Below are 16,843 nucleotides of genomic sequence, written 5' to 3' on the forward strand. Positions count from 1 at the left end.
CGTTTGAAGACGGCTGATCCTCAATTGGCGAGATAGAATGTCTCTTCGTATTGTTTTCATGGGAACGCCCGACTTCTCCGTCCCGACGCTGCGCCTGCTCGTCGACGCCGGCCACCAGATCGTTGCCGTCTATACCCAGCCGCCGCGGCCGGGCGGGCGGCGCGGGCTCGATCTTCAGAAATCGCCGGTGCACCATGCGGCCGAACTGCTCGGCCTGCCGGTTTTCACACCAATCAATTTCAAAGATCCCGAAGAGCGTGAGCGCTTCCGCGCGCTGGGTGCCGATGTCGGCGTCGTCGTCGCCTACGGGCTGCTGCTGCCCGAAGCTATCCTGACCGGCACGCGTTACGGATGCTACAACGGCCATGCCTCGCTGCTGCCGCGCTGGCGTGGCGCGGCCCCCATCCAGCGGGCGATCATGGCGGGCGACGCAAAAACCGGCATGATGGTCATGAAGATGGACAAGGGCCTCGATACAGGCGACGTGGCACTGACCCGGGAAGTCGAGATCGGTGCCAATATGACGGCAGGCGAACTGCACGACAGGCTGATGCATGTCGGCGCCAAAGCCATGGCAGAAGCCATGGTCAGGCTGGAGATGGACGATCTGCCGCTCACACCGCAGCCTGCCGAAGGCGTGCTCTATGCCGCCAAGATCGACAAGGCGGAAACGCGCATCGATTTCGGCCGCAACGCCAAGGACGTTCACAATCACATCCGCGGCCTCGCACCCTTCCCGGGTGCCTGGTTCGAACTTGAAAGCAACGGCAAGCCCGAGCGTATCAAGGTGCTGGGCTCCGAGCTTGATACGGGTGAGGGCGCAGCCGGTGAACTTTTGACGGATGACCTTGTGGTCGCCTGTGGCGCCGGCGCCATCCGCTTGACCAAGCTTCAGAAGGCTGGCGGCAAACCGCTCGCCGCCGCCGATTTCCTGCGCGGCACGCCGCTTGCCGCGGGCACGAGGCTCGCCTGATGCCACGTTACCGCATGATCGTCGAATATGACGGCGGACCCTATGTCGGCTGGCAGCGACAGGACAACGGGCCGTCGGCGCAAGGCGCGATCGAAGCCGCGATCTTCTCGGCGAGCGGCGATACCGTTTCTATCCGTGGTGCAGGGCGCACCGATTCAGGCGTTCATGCCATGGGTCAGGTCGTCCATGCCGATCTCTCGAAGGAATGGTCCCCCTTCAAGCTGCAGAATGCGTTGAACGCCCATCTGAAGCTCGCCGGCGAGAAGGTGGCGATCCTGAGCGTCGAGCTAGCGAGCGAATTCTTCGACGCCCGGTTTTCGGCGCTTCGGCGGCACTATCTCTATCGTATCATCACCCGCCGGGCACCGCTCGCACTGGAGGCGGGCAAGGCATGGTGGGTGCCGAAGTCGCTGGATCATGAGGTCATGCATGCTGCCGCCCAGACACTCGTCGGCAATCATGACTTTTCCACCTTTCGTTCGGCTCACTGTCAGGCCAACAGCCCGGTGCGCACTCTCGACAGGCTGGACGTGACCCGCAATGGCGAGCTCATCGAGATTCGCGCCACCGCCCAGAGCTTCCTGCATAACCAGATCCGTTCCTTTGCCGGAACGCTGAAGCTGGCAGGCGAAGGCAAATGGACGCCAGAGGATGTGCGGGCAGCACTCGACGCGCGCGACCGAAAAGCCTGCGGCCCTGTAGCGCCGCCCGACGGGCTCTATTTCATGCAGGTGGATTATCCCGAAGTGATCACCGATCGCCGCAAGCCGATGGATGAAAACGATGACGGTGACGATCTATCATAATCCGGCCTGTGGCACGTCGCGCAACACGCTGGCCATGATCCGCCAGTCCGGCGAGAAGCCCGAGATCATCGAATATCTGAAGACGCCGCCGACACGCGAAAGGCTTGTCGAACTGATCGCCACGATGGGCATGTCCGTCCGCGATCTTCTTCGTCAGAACGGAACGCCTTATGCCGAACTTGGCCTGGATAATCCTGCTCTGACCGACGAAGAGCTGCTCAACGCGATGATGGCGCATCCGATCCTCATCAACCGGCCGATCGTGGTGACGGAAAAGGGCGTGCGGCTGTGCCGACCGTCCGAAGCGGTCCTGGGCATTCTGCCCAATCCGGACATCGGCACCTTCACCAAAGAAGATGGCGAAGTCGTCAAACCACGCTGACTACGATGGATAGATGCCCAGGAAGTTCTGCAGATATTCCGATAGCAGCATCGATGGGACCAGGAGCACCAGCGTCAGAGCGCCGACCATCAGGGCATGGCCGTGGCAGATCATCCTCAGGACGCGCGCCAGCGCGAAGACCTGCGCCAGCATGAAGACGAGCAGCAGCAGCGACACGACACCGACGGAGCCCGGCAGGAAGAACACGAGCGCCAGTAGCAGCCCGTTGATATAGGCGAGCGGCACGTTGAGCCAGTTGAAGCCGACGACGACAGGCGCGAAACGCTCGCCCATGCGGAAAGCAAGCAGCAGCAGGCCGGCAAAAACCAGGGGCACGAACCAGTTCGCAAGCTCTACGAGCCCAAGCCGAAAATAGAAGGGAAAGCCGACGTCGGCCTCCGGCGGCATGGACCGGAGATAGGCATTGCGCCACCAGAGCCACGAAATGCCCGTCGGCGGCAGGCACCAGATGATCGCCCAAAAGGAGCGGTTCACGCCGCGATCCGATATGTCGAGGAAGCGGAAACCGCGCGGGTCGAGCTTGATCAGCAACCAGATGCCGGCGAGATAGTATTGAACCTCTCTAAAGCCCGGCATTCGCAAACCATCGTTCGATGAAGGTCTCGTAGATCGCCGTCAGCGTCTCCAGATCGGCAACCGCGACCCGTTCGTCGACCATATGCATGGTCTGGCCGACGAGGCCGAATTCCACGACCGGGCAATAATCCTTGATGAAGCGGGCATCCGACGTGCCGCCCGTCGTCGACAATGCCGGCGATGCACCGGTGACGCTTTCCACTGCCGAGGACAGCGAGGCGATCAGTGCGTTGTTGCGCGTCAGGAAGACATGGCTCGGGCGGTCTGCCCAGATGATCTCGTAGTTCACCGGCTCGCGGCCCGGCCGCAATGCACCGTCCGCCGCTGCCGCGTCGAGCCGCCGGACAATCTCGGCTCGCAGCGTATCGGCCGTCCAGGTGTCGTTGAAACGGATGTTGAAGCTCGCCGAGGCCTTTGCCGGAATGACGTTGGTCGCGGGATTGCCGACATCCACAGTTGTCACTTCGAGATTGGACGGCTGGAAGTTATCCGTGCCGGTATCGAAGGGCGGATCCATAAGCGCTTGCGTGAGTTGCAGCATGCCGCGCACCGGATTGTCGGCAAGATGCGGATAGGCGGCATGACCCTGCACGCCATGCACGACGATCTTGCCGGACAGCGAACCGCGCCGGCCGATCTTGATCATGTCGCCGAGCTTGTTCGGATTGGTCGGCTCGCCGACGACGCAGGCGTCCCAGCGCTCGCCGCGTTCGGTCGCCCACTGCAGCAGCTTGATCGTGCCATTGATCGAAGGGCCTTCTTCGTCGCCGGTAATCAGGAAGGAAATCGAGCCCTGTGGCGCGCCGTGTTTTTCGACATGGCGGGCGACAGCGGCGGCAAAGCAGGCGATGCCGCCCTTCATGTCAACCGCGCCGCGACCGAAAAGCTCGCCATTGGCAATCTCGGCGGCAAAGGGGGGATGTGTCCAGGCGGCTTCATCGCCGACGGGCACGACATCGGTATGTCCCGCAAACATCAGGTGCGGACCTTCGGTGCCGAGGCGGGCATAGAGGTTTTCGACATCGGGCGTGCCGGCCTCTTTCGAAACCATCCGGTCGACCTTGAAGCCGAGGGGCGAAAGCATCGCTTCGAGCGCCGAAAGCGCTCCGCCCTCTGCCGGCGTCACGGACGGGCAGCGGATCAAGGTCTGAAGATTGGCAATAGGATTCGTGGCGGTCATGATGGTCGAATTATCCGGTGGGAATGGCAAAGGCGTGGCAAGGCGCGAGCTCGCCTTGCCCAAAAAGACGCCGATTGTTTACCGAATCAATGTCGGGCTGTCATCAATCTCTGAGCAGTTCGTTGATGCCTGTCTTGGAGCGGGTCCGCTCATCGACGCGCTTGACGATCACGGCGCAGTAGAGGTTCGGAGCCTGCTGGCCGTTTGCCATCGTCTTGTCCGATGGCAGCGAGCCGGCAACGACGACGGAGTAGGGCGGCACTTCGCCATAGGTAATTTCGCCGGTGGCGCGGTCGACGATCTTGGTCGACTTGCCGATGAAGACGCCCATGCCGAGCACGGAGCCTTCACGCACGATGCAGCCTTCGACGACTTCCGAACGGGCGCCGATGAAGCAATTGTCCTCGATGATCGTCGGGCCGGCCTGCATCGGCTCCAGAACACCGCCGATACCGACGCCGCCGGAGAGGTGTACATGCTTGCCGATCTGCGCGCAGGAACCGACTGTGGCCCAGGTGTCGACCATCGTGCCTTCGCCGACATAGGCGCCGAGGTTGACGAAGGACGGCATCAGGATGGCGTTCGGAGCGATATAGGCCGAGCGGCGCACGACCGCATTCGGCACGGCGCGGAAGCCGGCGGCGCGGAACTGGTTTTCGCCCCAGCCCTCGAACTTCGAGGGAACCTTGTCCCACCAGGTCGACTGGCCGGGACCGCCTTTGACGACTTCCATGTCGTTGAGGCGGAAGGACAGCAGCACGGCCTTCTTAAGCCACTGATTGACTTTCCAGACGCCGTCGGCGCCGCGCTCGGCCACGCGCGCCTTGCCTTCGTCGAGCAGGTTAAGAGCCGCCTCGACCGCATCTCGTACTTCACCCTTCGTCGACGTGTTCACATTGTCGCGATTGTCGAAGGCGGTTTCGAGGGTCTTTTCGAGGGATGCGAGGTCGATGGCGCTCATGGGAATTCCTTAAACTTCGATCTTTATCGTGGAGACGGCAGAGTCTCCGGAATTGCGGTTGGCGGGCTGTCACCCGATCTACAGCATGCGCCCGTAAAATGGAATAATTTTTCGGACAAGATCATATCTGGATTCAAGGCGTTATAGCGACATATCCGATCACTCGTGACCGGTGATACTGAAAGGCATTTCGACATGGCAAAGGCAAGAAACGGCGGTGCGCGGCGCAAGGACGGCGTCTGGGACCCGCTAAAGAGCAGTTCGACCGACAGGCAGCGCGCGGAAGCGGTTCCGAAGACGCCGCAGACGCTCTCGCCGGCCTATCGCCTTGCCTATGTGGACGAGGACTTCCTCTGCCGCGAGGAGCTGCGGCCGATCCGCCTGCAGCTCGAGCTTCTCAAGGTCGAGATGATGCTGGCTGAGCGCGGCATCAAGTCGACTGTCGTCATGTTCGGCGGCGCCCGCATTCCGGCACCCGGCCAGAGTGCCTGGGCTGCCCGCAACGAGACCCAGCGTGTTAACCTCGAAGCGGCATCGGTCTATTATGACGAGGCCCGCAAATTCGCCCGTCTCTGCTCGCGCTATGCGGCCGGTTTCGATTTCCACGAATATGTCGTGGTCACCGGCGGTGGCCCCGGCGTCATGGAAGCGGGAAACCGCGGCGCGGCGGATGAGGGAGCCCCTTCGATCGGCCTCAACATCGTGCTGCCGCACGAGCAGGCGCCGAATGCCTATGTGACGCCCGAGCTCAGCTTCAACTTCCACTATTTCGCGATCCGCAAGATGCACTTCATGGTGCGCGCCAAGGCAGTCGCAGTCTTCCCCGGCGGCTTCGGAACGCTGGACGAATTCTTCGAATGCCTGACGCTGATCCAGACCGGTCGCATGGAGCGTATCCCGCTGCTGCTCTTCGGTTCGAAATTCTGGCACAGCATCATCAACTTCGAGGCGCTTGCGGAATTCGGGACGATCGCCCCTGAAGACGTGAACCTGATCAGTTTCGTCGATACCGCCGACGAAGCCTGGAAGATCGTCCAGGATTTCTACGAGCACCGCGAGGGTCATCTCTAAAGGTCGCAACGAAAAACCCTCTCCCCGCAAGGCGGGAAGAGGGCACCGGGTGAGGGGCAAACCCCTCGCGATACCTAGCAAAGGATCTGTCATTTCCTCCTAGAGGAAGGGATGGTCCGGCATGTCATCAATCGAGATCACGCCGTCCTTGTTGCGGTCCATGCGATCGAAGAACTTGTTGAAGGCCGTTTCCGCCTCCTGCTTGCTGATTTGGCCATTCTCGTCGGTATCGATGCGATGCATCATCAGCGAGGCGCCCATGATGCGCATGTTCATTCCATGATGGCCGTCGTGATCGGGCCGGCCATGACCATTGTTGTCAGCCGTCTTCGGATCTGCTTTCTCATCCGCATTGTCCTGCTTGGCCGAGACCGCTTCACGGCGCGCCTTGAACTGCGCCTGGCGGTATTCGCGGATTTCGCCGGGGGTCAGCGAGCCGTCGTGATTGGTGTCAATAGCGGCAAAGATCTTCTCCATGCCATCGGTCGCCTCCTGCCTGGAAATCTGCCCGTCCTTGTTGGTATCGAACTGCTTCAGCATGCGCACGAAGGCGATTTCGCGGAAGGCCTCACCACGCGGACCGCCCATCATGCCATGCTGCATTTTGCCATGGTGGCCTGGATGATCGGCCTGGTCGCCTGGGGCTGCGAAGCTGGACCCGGCGGCTGCGCCGAGGAGAAGAACAGAGGAAAGCGCCGTCAGGATAAGCTTGTTACGGTACATATCAGTGCGTCCTTTCGTAGGATGTCCCTCGATACGAAAGGTAGGACCGAACAGTGCCACGGCCGAGTTAAACATCTGTAAGATGGATGAAACTTTGGTAAGCTAGCCGGTAATCTTCTTCAGGAAATCAGCGAGATCGTCGGTGACGAAATCGATGTGATCGTCCTCGCCGCTCGTTTTCTCCCACCATTCTACGACCGTCTCTTCCAGATTGCGCGGGACGAGCAGAACGGTCTGCATGCCGAGCGCCTTCGGTACGGTGAGATTGCGCGGCAGGTCCTCGAACATCGCAGCCTTGCCGGTCTCGACCTTTTTCAGCGCCGTGAATTTGTCGTAGGTCGCCTGCGCCGGCTTCGGCAGATAGTCGGCCGCGACGATATCGAATATGTCGTCGAAATGGTCGAGGATGCCGAGCGCGCCGGCCGTCGCCTGTGCATGCTGGACGCTGCCATTTGTGAAGATGAATTTGCGCCCCGGCAGGGATTTGATGGCTTCGGCGAGTTCCGGCTGCGGGGTGAGCGCCGTGTAGTCGATCGCATGCGCCTTTTCGAGGAAGTCGTTGGGATCGACGCCGTGATGGATCATCAGCCCCTGCAGCGTCGTGCCGTGATCGTAATAGTACTGCTTCTGCAGCTTGCGGGCCTCTTCCTGCTCCATTTGCAGAAGCGCCGAGACATAGGCCGTCATGTTCTTGTCGATCTGCGCGAAGAGATTGACATGATGCGGATAGAGCGTGTTGTCGAGGTCGAAGACCCATTCGGTCACATGCTCAAAATCGTTTTTGCTAGGCGTACGGTCGATCTTTGTCATAGCCGCCCTTATGGCATGGCCGCGGCGGGAAACCAAAGGCTTTTGCTTGCAGGTCCGGCCCACCCAAGCTTCCCTAAAAATGCGGCCAGATTTTCACAACTTTTGAGAGATTTTGGCTGACTTTCGCCACCGATCGCTGATGACCTCTGCTTGCGTCAGACAGGGGGCCCGCAAGGGTGAAGTCGCATGAAGATTATTCTGATAAATCCACCGCATACCGCGATCGGCAGCCGCATTCCCGATGATCATCTTCCACCGCTCGGCCTTCTTTCTGTTGCAGGTCCGCTGATCGACGATGGTGACATCGTCAGCCTCATCGATGCCGAATTCGGGCCGCTGACGATTCCAGACATCGTCAGCCGGGTCGTGGGCGGGAGTCCGGATCTTGTGCTGATCGGCCATTCCGGCTCGACGTCGGCCCATCCCACTGCCCGCGTGATCGCAGAAGCTATCAAGCGCGGCGATCCCAAAATCTCCATCATCTATGGCGGCGTGTTTCCCACCTATCACTGGCGAGAGGTGCTCGCCGAGACCGGGGCATTCGATATCATCGTGCGCGGCGAGGGCGAGGAAACGATGCGGCGCCTAGCCGAAGCCCTGGCGGCGAACCGTCCGCTTGCGACCATCCCCGGAATCGCCTTTCGCGATGGCCACGGCGAGGTGCTGGCAACACAGCCATCGCAGGCGATCGCCGATCTCGATTCCTACCGCGTCGGCTGGGAGCTGATCGACCATCGCAACTACAGCTACTGGGGTGGCAAGCGCGCCGTCGTCATGCAGTTTTCCCGCGGCTGCCCGCATCTTTGCAATTATTGTGGTCAGCGAGGCTTCTGGACCCGTTGGCGTCACCGCTCGCCGGAGCTTTTCGCTCGCGAGATCGCAAGGCTCCATCGCGAAGAGGGTGTCGAACTCATCAACCTCGCCGACGAGAACCCGACATCCTCGCGAAAAGCCTGGCTGGCTTTCCTCGAAGCGATGATCGCCGAGAATGTGCCCGTGCAGATCGTCGGTTCGACACGGGCAGATGATATCGTTCGGGACGCCGATATCCTGCATCTCTACCGTAAGGCAGGCGTCGTGCGCTGGCTGCTCGGCATGGAAAACACCGACGAGGCAACTCTGGCCCTGATCAAGAAGGGCGGAGCCAAGACAACCGATCGCGAGGCGATCCGCCTCCTGCGCCAGCACGATATCCTCTCCATGGCGACCTGGGTTGTCGGTTTCGAAGAGGAGAGGCTGAGCGATCTCTGGCGCGGTTTCCGGCAGTTGCTCTCCTATGATCCAGACCAGATCCAGGCGCTCTATGTGACGCCGCATCGCTGGACGCCCTTCTTCCGTATCGCCCGAGAACGGCAGGTGATCGAGACCGATATCCGTAAATGGGACTACAAGCATCAGGTCCTGAAGATGCGGCACCTGAATCCGCTCGTGCTGACCGCCTGCGTCAAGCTGATCGAGGTCGCTGTCCAGGCGCGGCCGAAAGCGCTGCTGCGCATCCTCTTTCATCGCGATTTGGAACAGCGCCATTCCATGCGCTGGTACACGCAGATGGGCCGCCGTGTCTGGTTTCACGAGATCGTCGAATTCCTCTTTCGCCGCGTCATCTCAAGGATGGCCCGACGCTTGAGAATTTCTGGGGTGCGCCACAGGATGCGGAGGAGGAATCCATGCTACGCCCGCAGCGGAATGTGAAGAGCCTCGACGCTGCGGAATAAAATAGACGCCCGATTTTCGGCGGACGGCGCAGGCGGAGGGTGTTAGAAAGCGGACATGCTTTTCGAACGCCCCGATGACGACACGCTCTACGATGCCCTGATCGCGCGCAGCGCCGATTATGAGGGCCAGGCCTATGTCTGCGTCAAGACGACAGGCATCTTCTGCCGCCTGACCTGTCCGGCGCGCAAGCCGAAGCGGGAAAACACCATCTTCTTCGATACGATCGCCGCCTGCATGCATTCCGGCTTCCGCCCCTGCCAGCGCTGCAGGCCGCTGGAGCAGCCGGGCAGGGAACCGATCGTTGATGAACTGCTGGCGCGGCTCGACAGCGAACCGGAGGTGCGCTGGACGGAAGATGAGCTTGTGCGCCGAGGATATGATCCATCGACGGTGCGCCGCGCTTTCAAGCGAGCGCTCGGCATGACCTTCCACGATATCGTTCGCTATCGCCGGCTGGGTGAGGCGGCGCGGCAGCTCGCCGATGGTGCGCGTGTCATTGATGCGCAGCTCGACGCGGGCTATGAGTCCCCGAGTGGCTTCCGGGCGGCTTTCCAACGCCTTGTCGGCAAGGCGCCGGTGCTCTCGCAGAACCGCGAACTGCTCTTTGCCGACTGGTTCGACACGCCGCTCGGGCCGATGGTCGCCGTGGCCGACCGAACGCACCTGCATCTCCTCGAATTTCACGACCGCAAGGCACTGCCGACCGAACTCGAAGCGCTGCAGAAGCGTGTTCGCTCCTCGGTCGCGATTGGCCGCACGCCGGCAATCGACCAGATCGAGGCGGAGGTCAGGGACTATTTCGAAGGCAGGCTCACCACCTTCAAGACGCCGCTGGCACTCGGCGGCACACCCTTCGAAAAACATGTCTGGGCAAAGCTCATCGAAATCCCCGCCGGCCAGACGCGCGCCTATGGCGATCTGGCGCGGGAGATGGAAAGACCGGAGGTGGTGCGTGCCGTCGGCCGCGCCAATGGCGCAAACCAGCTTGCCATCATCGTACCTTGTCACCGCATCCTCGGTGCGGACGGATCGTTGACGGGCTATGGCGGCGGACTCTGGCGCAAGCAATGGCTGCTACGGCATGAAGAAAAGATCAATGGACAAGCACCCGACCTGGAGAAGACAGCATGAACCAGACTGAAAAAGCCGAGCTTTTCGGCACGCTGCACCGCAAGGGCAAGCCCGTCATTCTGTACAATATCTGGGATGCAGGAACCGCCAAGGCTGTGACGGAGGCCGGCGCAAAAGCGCTTGCGACCGGAAGCTGGTCGGTCGCCGCCGCCCAAGGTTATGGCGACGGCCAGAAACTGCCGATGGATGCGCTGATCGAGACGGCGCGCTCGATCACGGCCGTCAACGACCTGCCGCTCTCGGTCGATTTCGAAAGCGGATATTCCACGGAACCCGCCGGTGCCGCGGCCAATGTCGCAAAGCTCATTGAGGCAGGTGCCGTGGGTATCAATCTCGAGGACCAGCGCGTCGGCGAGGCCGGCCTTCATCCCATCGAAGCGCAGGCAGCACGCATCCGCGCCATCCGAGAGATGGCCGAGGCACGGGGCATCGTTTTCTTCATCAACGCCCGTACCGACCTCTTCCTCCAAGAGGGCGATGGCTCCAGGCATGCTGGTCTGGTCGACGCAGCGATCGAGCGCGGCAAGGCCTATGCGGCGGCAGGCGCCAGCGGCTTCTTCGTGCCGGGCCTGATCGAACCGGCGCTGATCGAGAAGATCTGCGCCGCCTCCACGCTGCCGGTCAATATCATGATGAAGACGGGCGCACCCGATCCGGCAGCGCTGGCAAGGCTCGGCGTCTCACGCATCAGCTATGGCCCGGGGCCTTACCGGGCCATGATGGAAAAACTGAAGGAAGCGGCGGCCGCGATCTATTCGGCCAACTGACCGTTATTGGCAAGGCTCCGCATTATGCCGATGGCCTGAGCCAGGAAATTGCGGACGATAGGAGAGCGCTCGTCGCGGCGGGTGGCGAGCGTCAGCCGTGCTGTTGGCGCTCCGCCTGAAATTGCGACGTAGCGAACACCGGGAATATTGATCTTCACCATCTCCGCCGGCACGATCGAGACGCCGAGACCGACGGCGATCAAGCTGGCAATCGAGGTGATCTGCGGTGCCGATTGTCCGAGCTGCGGTTCAAAGCCCGCCCGCCGGCACGCGGCGATGATATCGTCGAAAAAGCCGGCACCTGCCTCGCGTGGAAAGAGGACAAAGATTTCTCCAGTCAGTTCATCAAGGCGCAAGGTCTGCGCCTCCGATCGGGGGTGGCCTGATGGCAGGATAATGACCATGGGTTCTTCGGCGAGCAGGTGACATCGGGCTTGCAGGCGGTCATCGCTGCCCGGGCGGACAAAGACGGCGTCGAGTTCTTCCGCATCCAGCAGCTCCAGCAATCGCGCAGTGGGTGCTTCCTCCAGATCGAGTTCGACGGCTGAGTATTTCTCGCGAAAGGCATTGACTACGGTGGGTACGATCGGATTGAAAACCGCCGAGCTGGTGAAGCCTATCCGCAGCCGTCCACGTTCGCCGCGCGCCGCACGCATAGCGGATTGCTTGGCCTGATCGGCCTGCAGCAATATTGCGCGCGCTTCCGGCAGGAAAACCTTGCCGGCTGCCGTCAGTTCCGCGCCATTCGACAGGCGACGGAAAAGTGATGCACCAATCTCGTTTTCAAGATCGCGTATCTGATTGCTGAGTGGCGGCTGGCCGATGCCGACCTTCCGCGCGGCGCGCGTAAAATTCAATTCTTCAGCGACCGCGATGAAATAACGAAGATGGCGAAGCTCCATGTAATACTTTTAAGATATCACATTCGTCTGTGCAATATATTGGAACTATCTCTCCTGCGCTGCCAAATGACGGTGTGCGCCACGTTGTGCGTGGCGCTTGCAGCAGGACAGGAGTTCACTATGAGTTCAATTGAAAAGCGGTTCCTGATCACCGGTGTCAGCTCGGGCTTCGGCCGCGCCTTTGCCGAGGCCGCACTGGAAAAGGGTCACCGCGTGGTGGGAACGGTACGGAATGATGAAGCGGCGGCCATGTTTGAAAGCCTGGCGCCAGGTCGTGCCGCAGCCGTCCATCTCGACGTCGCCGATATCGAGACAATCGAGCCGGCCGTTGCCGATATCGAGAGGTCAATCGGTCCGATAGATGTTCTTATCAACAATGCCGGCTATGGGCATGAGGGCACATTGGAGGAATCGCCGATCGATGAAATGCGTCGGCAATTCGAGGTCAATGTCTTCGGCGCCGTCGGAATGATGAAGGCCGTCCTGCCGTTCATGCGCGAGCGGCGGTCGGGCCATATCATCAACATCACATCGATGGGCGGGTTCATCACCATGCCCGGCATCGCTTATTATTGCGGCAGCAAATTTGCCCTGGAAGGCATAAGCGAGGTTTTGGCGAAGGAAGTCAAAGGCTTCGGCATTGCCGTCACGGCGGTAGCTCCCGGCTCGTTCCGCACCGACTGGGCCGGGCGCTCGATGATCCGCACGAGCAGGAGCATCGCGGATTACGATGCTCTCTTCGATCCCATTCGCCAGTCACGCGAGGAAAAGAGCGGCAAGCAGACGGGCGATCCACGCAAAGCGGCCGCAGCCGTGCTGGCTGTGGTCGAGGCTGAAAACCCGCCGGTCCACCTGTTGCTCGGCGCCGATGCACTGGCGCTCGTTCGCAACAGGCTCAAGAGCCTAAGCTCCGAAATCGATGCCTGGGAAGATCTGACGCTCTCGACGAGTTTTGCCGAAGCATAGGAAAAAGGCGCCCCGAGAGGGCGCCTTTTTCGATCAGGGAACGATCAGCGTGCCGACGCCGTGCTCGGTGAAGATTTCGAGCAGCACGGAGTGAGCGGTCTTGCCGTTCAGGATGACAACGCCCTGCACGCCGGCCTTGATGGCCTCGATGCAGGTTTCGACCTTCGGGATCATGCCGCCGGAGATCGTGCCATCGGCAATCAGCGCATTGGCTTCGGCCACCGACAGCTCCTTGATGAGCTGGCCCTGTTTGTCGAGCACACCAGGCACATCTGTCAGGAACAATAAGCGGGTGGCGTTCAGCGCACCGGCGATGGCGCCGGCAAAGGTGTCGGCATTGATGTTGTAGGTCGCGCCGTCGCGGCCCGGAGCAACCGGAGCGATGACCGGGATCATCTCGGAGCGGGCAAGGAGGTCGAGCAGCGTACGGTCGACTTCCACCACTTCACCGACAAAGCCGAGATCGAGCACACGTTCGATGTTGGAATCGGGGTCCTTGACGGTCTTGCGTGCCTTTTCGGCAAAGACCATGTTGCCGTCCTTGCCGCAGAGGCCGATCGCCCATTCGCCGGTCTGGTTGATCAGCGCGACGATTTCCTTGTTGATCGAGCCGGCGAGAACCATTTCGACGATCTCGACCGTCTTCTGGTCGGTTACGCGCAGGCCGCCCTCGAACTTGGATTCGATGCCCATTTTCGTCAGCATCGCGCCGATCTGCGGGCCGCCGCCGTGAACGACGATCGGATTAACGCCGGACTGCTTCAAAAGTGCGATATCGCTGGCAAAGGCCTTTCCGAGCTCGGGATTGCCCATGGCGTGGCCGCCGTATTTCACGACGATCGTCTTGTTTTCATAACGCTGCATGAAGGGCAGCGCCTGGGCAAGAAGACGTGCCTGCATTTCGCTTTCGGACTCGTTCATGGGGAACCCCGCGCAATTGATCGCGGCCTTTTATCTCAAGTTTTTGACAGAGGGAATAATCCGGCACGCAATAGTTTTTCGTATCTAAGGCCGACCTGGGAACTTGCCAGTTCATATTGAAACCACTGAACCGGAAATCGTTCAATCGAGGGCGGCATGACAGGCGACTTTGCAGAATTGATTGGCCGCATCGCGCTCGGGGACCGAAAGGCCTTCACCGCGCTCTATAATCAGACCAGCCCGAAACTTTTCGCCATCTGCCTGCGTATCCTGGATAGCAGGCCGGAAGCCGAGGAGGTGTTGCAGGAAGTCTATGTGAAGATATGGCAACGTGCCGGTGCCTTCACAGCAGGATCGGCGACATCTGCTGCCTGGCTTGCGGCTATTGCCCGCAATCAGGCAATCGACATGCTGAGAGCGCGCAAGCCCATAGCTGACGAAATCGATAGTGTGCTCGGCATTGCCGATACTGGTCCCGATCCTGAAGCACAAGTCGTGATTAAGGATGAAGGAAGGCGGATTGACACCTGCATGGAAGAGTTGGAAGCTGATCGTGCGGTCGCGGTGAAACGGGCTTATGTCGAAGGGCTGAGCTATCAGGAACTGGCCGATCAGTTTGGTGTCCCACTGAACACTGTGCGGACATGGCTAAGACGCAGCCTGCTGAAACTGAGAGAGTGCATGGAACGATGACATCGCCCGACAAAAGCAAGGGAGACCGCTCCCGGGATGAGGTTCTCGCCGGCGAATATGTGCTGGGCGTCCTCTCCCTTCAGGACCGCAGGATCGTCGAGGAGCGCATGCGCCGCGACCGGCCGTTTGCTGCCATCGTCAGCCGCTGGGAGGTCAATCTTTCCAGCTTCAACGATGAATATGGCACGGCCACACCGAGCCGCGAGACCTTCAAGCAGATCGAGGCGCGCCTTTTTGCCGATGCAGAAAATCCACCGCGCTTTTCGCACGGACTCTGGAATTCCGCCGTTTTCTGGCGCTCGCTGACTTTTGCCTCGCTTGCGGTCACCTTGGGCGTCATCGCCTTCGCCTCAGGTCTCGTGCCCCAGCCCCCGGCATCGGCGCCGCTGGTGGCGGACCTCTCGGGACAGAACAACCAGGTCAACCTGACGGCCTCTTACGATATTCAGAGTGGCCGATTGAAGATTGTGCCTGTTGCGGCCGGCAAACCGGAGGAGAAATCTCTTGAACTCTGGTTTATGCCTGGCGGCGGCACGCCTCGTTCCCTTGGTATTTTCCAGCCCGGCATGAATGGTGAACTGGTGATCCCGACGGATATGCGCAGCCAGATTTCCGATGGCGCGACGCTGGCCGTCAGCCTGGAGTCATTTGGCGGCTCGCCCACACATCAGCCGACCGGCCCCGTCGTCGCCAGCGGTGCGATCCACAGGCCTTAAAACAAAAATCAGTTTCCTGAAACTCTTCTGCAGCGCCTTCCGTAGTTGCTGATATCCGGGCGGCGCAGGGCATAAAGCCAGCGGCTGCGACCGGGTGCAGAGGAGAAAATCATGTTGAAGTCCGCCTTGCGCGCAACCGTTCTCGCCGCCGCTTTTTCCGCAATTGCATTTGCCGCCCAGGCAAAGAACCCGACGGTCGGCGGTGCCGCCATGTTCGAAAACAAGAACATCGTCGAGAACGCCGTCAATTCCAAGGATCACACGACCCTGGTCGCAGCCGTCAAGGCTGCCGGCCTCGTCAGCACTCTGGAGGGCAAGGGTCCCTTTACCGTCTTCGCGCCGACCAACGAGGCATTCGCTGCCCTGCCGAAGGGCACTGTCGAAACGCTGCTGAAACCTGAAAACAAGAACAAGCTGGTCAAGATCCTGACCTGCCACGTCGTTGCCGCTGACGCCATGTCAAAGACCGTCGCCAAGATGATCAAGGACGATGGCGGCGAGCACGACATCAAGACGGTCGGCGGTTGCGTGCTCAAGGCAAAGGAAAGCATGGGCAAGATCACGCTGACGGATGAAAACGGCGGCGTTGCCCACGTCACCATCGCCGACGTCAAGCAGTCGAACGGCGTCATCCATGTCGTCGACAAGGTGCTGCTGCCGAAGATGTAAACTTAAAGCATGTGGCGCAAAAGTGTGCGGCGGTTTTGCGATAACGACATGCGAAAAACAAAGACTTAAAGCGTGGCAAGCGAATCTGAAAGATTGCGACACGCTTCAAGTATCGGCAGAGGCAGGAGGCGTCCTTCGGGGCGCCTCTTTTATTTCCAGTTGGCGACACCGACCGTTTCGGCGATCGCCTGGCGCAGCTCGTCCAGCCCTTCGTTTTTTTCCGAAGAGGTGGAAAGCACGGCCGGATAGGCGGCCGGGCGCTTGCGGATTTTCTCTGCCGTTTCTGCGAGCAGCTTCGGCACGGCCGGCGCCTTGATCTTGTCCGTCTTGGTCAGCACGACCTGGTAGGAGACGGCCGCCTTGTCGAGCAGCGTCAGGACATCGTCGTCATTCTTCTTGATGCCGTGGCGGCTGTCGATCAGCACGTAGACACGCTTCAGCGTCGAGCGACCGCGCAGATAGTCGAAGACGAGCTTCGTCCAGTTATCCACCTGTTCCTTCGGTGCCTGCGCATAGCCATAGCCCGGCATGTCGACCAGCGCCATCGGCGGCAGGTCGCCGGCTTCGCCCGAATATCCATCCGGAACGAAGTAGTTGAGTTCCTGCGTGCGGCCGGGTGTGTTGGAGGTGCGGGCCAGACCTTTCTGGCCGACCAGCGCATTGATCAGCGAGGATTTGCCGACATTCGAGCGGCCGGCGAACGCTACTTCCAGCGGTCCTTCCGGCGGAAGGAACTTCATGGAAGGCACACCGCGAATGAAGATCCAGGGGTGGCCGAAGAGCGGCTTTGCGGTTTCAGGCATGCGAATTCTGCAATCTCCGGGTTCGGAATGAAACCGGCTTCGTGTTTTTAAGGCGG

The 16,843-nt window shown here is 60.6% G+C and carries 18 protein-coding genes and 1 pseudogene; 11 read left to right on the forward strand and 8 right to left on the reverse strand.

The window, feature by feature from the left end:
• The first annotated feature begins 37 nt into the window (after nt 1–37).
• From fmt to arsC, 3 genes are read left to right on the forward strand one after another with little or no spacing between them, the layout of a single operon-like run.
• Nucleotides 38–973 (forward strand): methionyl-tRNA formyltransferase, encoded by a 936-nt coding sequence (gene fmt, locus AC1D35_RS10610; RefSeq protein ID WP_113307070.1) that lies wholly within the window; start codon nt 38–40, stop codon nt 971–973.
• A complete protein-coding gene (truA, locus tag AC1D35_RS10615) occupies nt 973–1,779 on the forward strand; it encodes a tRNA pseudouridine(38-40) synthase TruA (protein ID WP_113307069.1) in 807 nt (268 codons plus the stop codon). The genes fmt and truA overlap by 1 nt, the downstream gene beginning before the upstream one ends.
• Nucleotides 1,757–2,161, forward strand: a complete 405-nt coding sequence (gene arsC / locus AC1D35_RS10620) for an arsenate reductase (glutaredoxin) (RefSeq protein WP_113307068.1) — start codon at nt 1,757–1,759, stop codon at nt 2,159–2,161. The genes truA and arsC overlap by 23 nt, the downstream gene beginning before the upstream one ends.
• Here arsC and AC1D35_RS10625 read toward each other — a convergent pair whose 3' ends face one another.
• From AC1D35_RS10625 to dapD, 3 genes are all read right to left on the reverse strand, one after another.
• On the reverse strand, nt 2,162–2,758 hold the full coding sequence (locus AC1D35_RS10625; RefSeq protein WP_113298374.1) for a hypothetical protein: 597 nt from the start codon (nt 2,756–2,758) through the stop codon (nt 2,162–2,164).
• The gene (gene dapE, locus AC1D35_RS10630; protein ID WP_113307067.1) at nt 2,745–3,938 is read right to left on the reverse strand and encodes a succinyl-diaminopimelate desuccinylase; all 1,194 of its coding nucleotides are present in this window, start codon (nt 3,936–3,938) and stop codon (nt 2,745–2,747) included. Before dapE ends, AC1D35_RS10625 begins: the two co-directional genes overlap by 14 nt.
• 103 nt (nt 3,939–4,041) lie before the next feature.
• Nucleotides 4,042–4,899 (reverse strand): 2,3,4,5-tetrahydropyridine-2,6-dicarboxylate N-succinyltransferase, encoded by an 858-nt coding sequence (gene dapD, locus AC1D35_RS10635; RefSeq protein ID WP_113307066.1) that lies wholly within the window; start codon nt 4,897–4,899, stop codon nt 4,042–4,044.
• Between the two features lie 195 nt (nt 4,900–5,094).
• Here dapD and AC1D35_RS10640 point away from each other — a divergent pair, with 195 nt between their 5' ends.
• The gene (locus AC1D35_RS10640) at nt 5,095–5,970 is read left to right on the forward strand and encodes an LOG family protein (protein WP_113298377.1); all 876 of its coding nucleotides are present in this window, start codon (nt 5,095–5,097) and stop codon (nt 5,968–5,970) included.
• Between the two features lie 99 nt (nt 5,971–6,069).
• Here AC1D35_RS10640 and AC1D35_RS10645 read toward each other — a convergent pair whose 3' ends face one another.
• Nucleotides 6,070–6,693 (reverse strand): EF-hand domain-containing protein, encoded by a 624-nt coding sequence (locus AC1D35_RS10645; protein WP_113298378.1) that lies wholly within the window; start codon nt 6,691–6,693, stop codon nt 6,070–6,072.
• A 102-nt stretch (nt 6,694–6,795) separates the two neighbouring features.
• Nucleotides 6,796–7,503 carry a pyrimidine 5'-nucleotidase gene (locus AC1D35_RS10650; RefSeq protein ID WP_113507449.1) on the reverse strand — a complete coding sequence of 236 codons (708 nt, stop codon included), beginning with the start codon at nt 7,501–7,503 and terminating at the stop codon, nt 6,796–6,798.
• A 186-nt stretch (nt 7,504–7,689) separates the two neighbouring features.
• On the opposite strand from AC1D35_RS10650, the pseudogene bchE reads away from it, so the two are divergent.
• The 3 genes and pseudogenes from bchE (at nt 7,690) to AC1D35_RS10665 (ending at nt 11,117) form a co-directional block, all read left to right on the forward strand.
• Nucleotides 7,690–9,218: pseudogene (bchE, locus tag AC1D35_RS10655) on the forward strand (magnesium-protoporphyrin IX monomethyl ester anaerobic oxidative cyclase).
• Nucleotides 9,219–9,273: 55 nt separating this feature from the next.
• A complete protein-coding gene (locus AC1D35_RS10660) occupies nt 9,274–10,350 on the forward strand; it encodes a trifunctional transcriptional activator/DNA repair protein Ada/methylated-DNA--[protein]-cysteine S-methyltransferase (protein ID WP_113307063.1) in 1,077 nt (358 codons plus the stop codon).
• A complete protein-coding gene (locus AC1D35_RS10665; RefSeq protein WP_477854783.1) occupies nt 10,347–11,117 on the forward strand; it encodes an isocitrate lyase/PEP mutase family protein in 771 nt (256 codons plus the stop codon). The genes AC1D35_RS10660 and AC1D35_RS10665 overlap by 4 nt, the downstream gene beginning before the upstream one ends.
• Here the strand turns inward: AC1D35_RS10665 and AC1D35_RS10670 are convergent.
• Nucleotides 11,102–12,019: a LysR family transcriptional regulator gene (locus AC1D35_RS10670; protein WP_477854782.1), complete on the reverse strand. Its 918-nt coding sequence runs from the start codon at nt 12,017–12,019 to the stop codon at nt 11,102–11,104. The two genes, AC1D35_RS10665 and AC1D35_RS10670, sit on opposite strands and share 16 nt — an antisense overlap.
• Before the next feature lie 120 nt (nt 12,020–12,139).
• Here AC1D35_RS10670 and AC1D35_RS10675 point away from each other — a divergent pair, with 120 nt between their 5' ends.
• A complete protein-coding gene (locus tag AC1D35_RS10675) occupies nt 12,140–12,985 on the forward strand; it encodes an oxidoreductase (RefSeq protein ID WP_477938577.1) in 846 nt (281 codons plus the stop codon).
• Nucleotides 12,986–13,018: 33 nt separating this feature from the next.
• On the opposite strand, the gene argB is transcribed toward AC1D35_RS10675, so the two are convergent.
• A complete protein-coding gene (gene argB / locus AC1D35_RS10680) occupies nt 13,019–13,906 on the reverse strand; it encodes an acetylglutamate kinase (RefSeq protein WP_113307059.1) in 888 nt (295 codons plus the stop codon).
• A gap of 156 nt (nt 13,907–14,062) precedes the next feature.
• Between argB and AC1D35_RS10685 the strand changes: the two genes are divergently transcribed.
• From AC1D35_RS10685 to AC1D35_RS10695, 3 genes are all read left to right on the forward strand, one after another.
• Nucleotides 14,063–14,599 (forward strand): sigma-70 family RNA polymerase sigma factor, encoded by a 537-nt coding sequence (locus tag AC1D35_RS10685; protein WP_113298385.1) that lies wholly within the window; start codon nt 14,063–14,065, stop codon nt 14,597–14,599.
• Nucleotides 14,596–15,315, forward strand: a complete 720-nt coding sequence (locus tag AC1D35_RS10690) for an anti-sigma factor domain-containing protein (RefSeq protein ID WP_113307058.1) — start codon at nt 14,596–14,598, stop codon at nt 15,313–15,315. The genes AC1D35_RS10685 and AC1D35_RS10690 overlap by 4 nt, the downstream gene beginning before the upstream one ends.
• Before the next feature lie 111 nt (nt 15,316–15,426).
• Nucleotides 15,427–15,984 (forward strand): fasciclin domain-containing protein, encoded by a 558-nt coding sequence (locus tag AC1D35_RS10695; protein WP_113307057.1) that lies wholly within the window; start codon nt 15,427–15,429, stop codon nt 15,982–15,984.
• Nucleotides 15,985–16,133: 149 nt separating this feature from the next.
• Here the strand turns inward: AC1D35_RS10695 and yihA are convergent, their stop codons facing one another.
• Nucleotides 16,134–16,787 carry a ribosome biogenesis GTP-binding protein YihA/YsxC gene (gene yihA, locus AC1D35_RS10700; protein WP_113298388.1) on the reverse strand — a complete coding sequence of 218 codons (654 nt, stop codon included), beginning with the start codon at nt 16,785–16,787 and terminating at the stop codon, nt 16,134–16,136.
• Between the last annotated feature and the right edge of the window lie 56 nt (nt 16,788–16,843).

The sequence above is a fragment of the Rhizobium sp. P1_E6 genome (genome assembly GCF_056405875.1).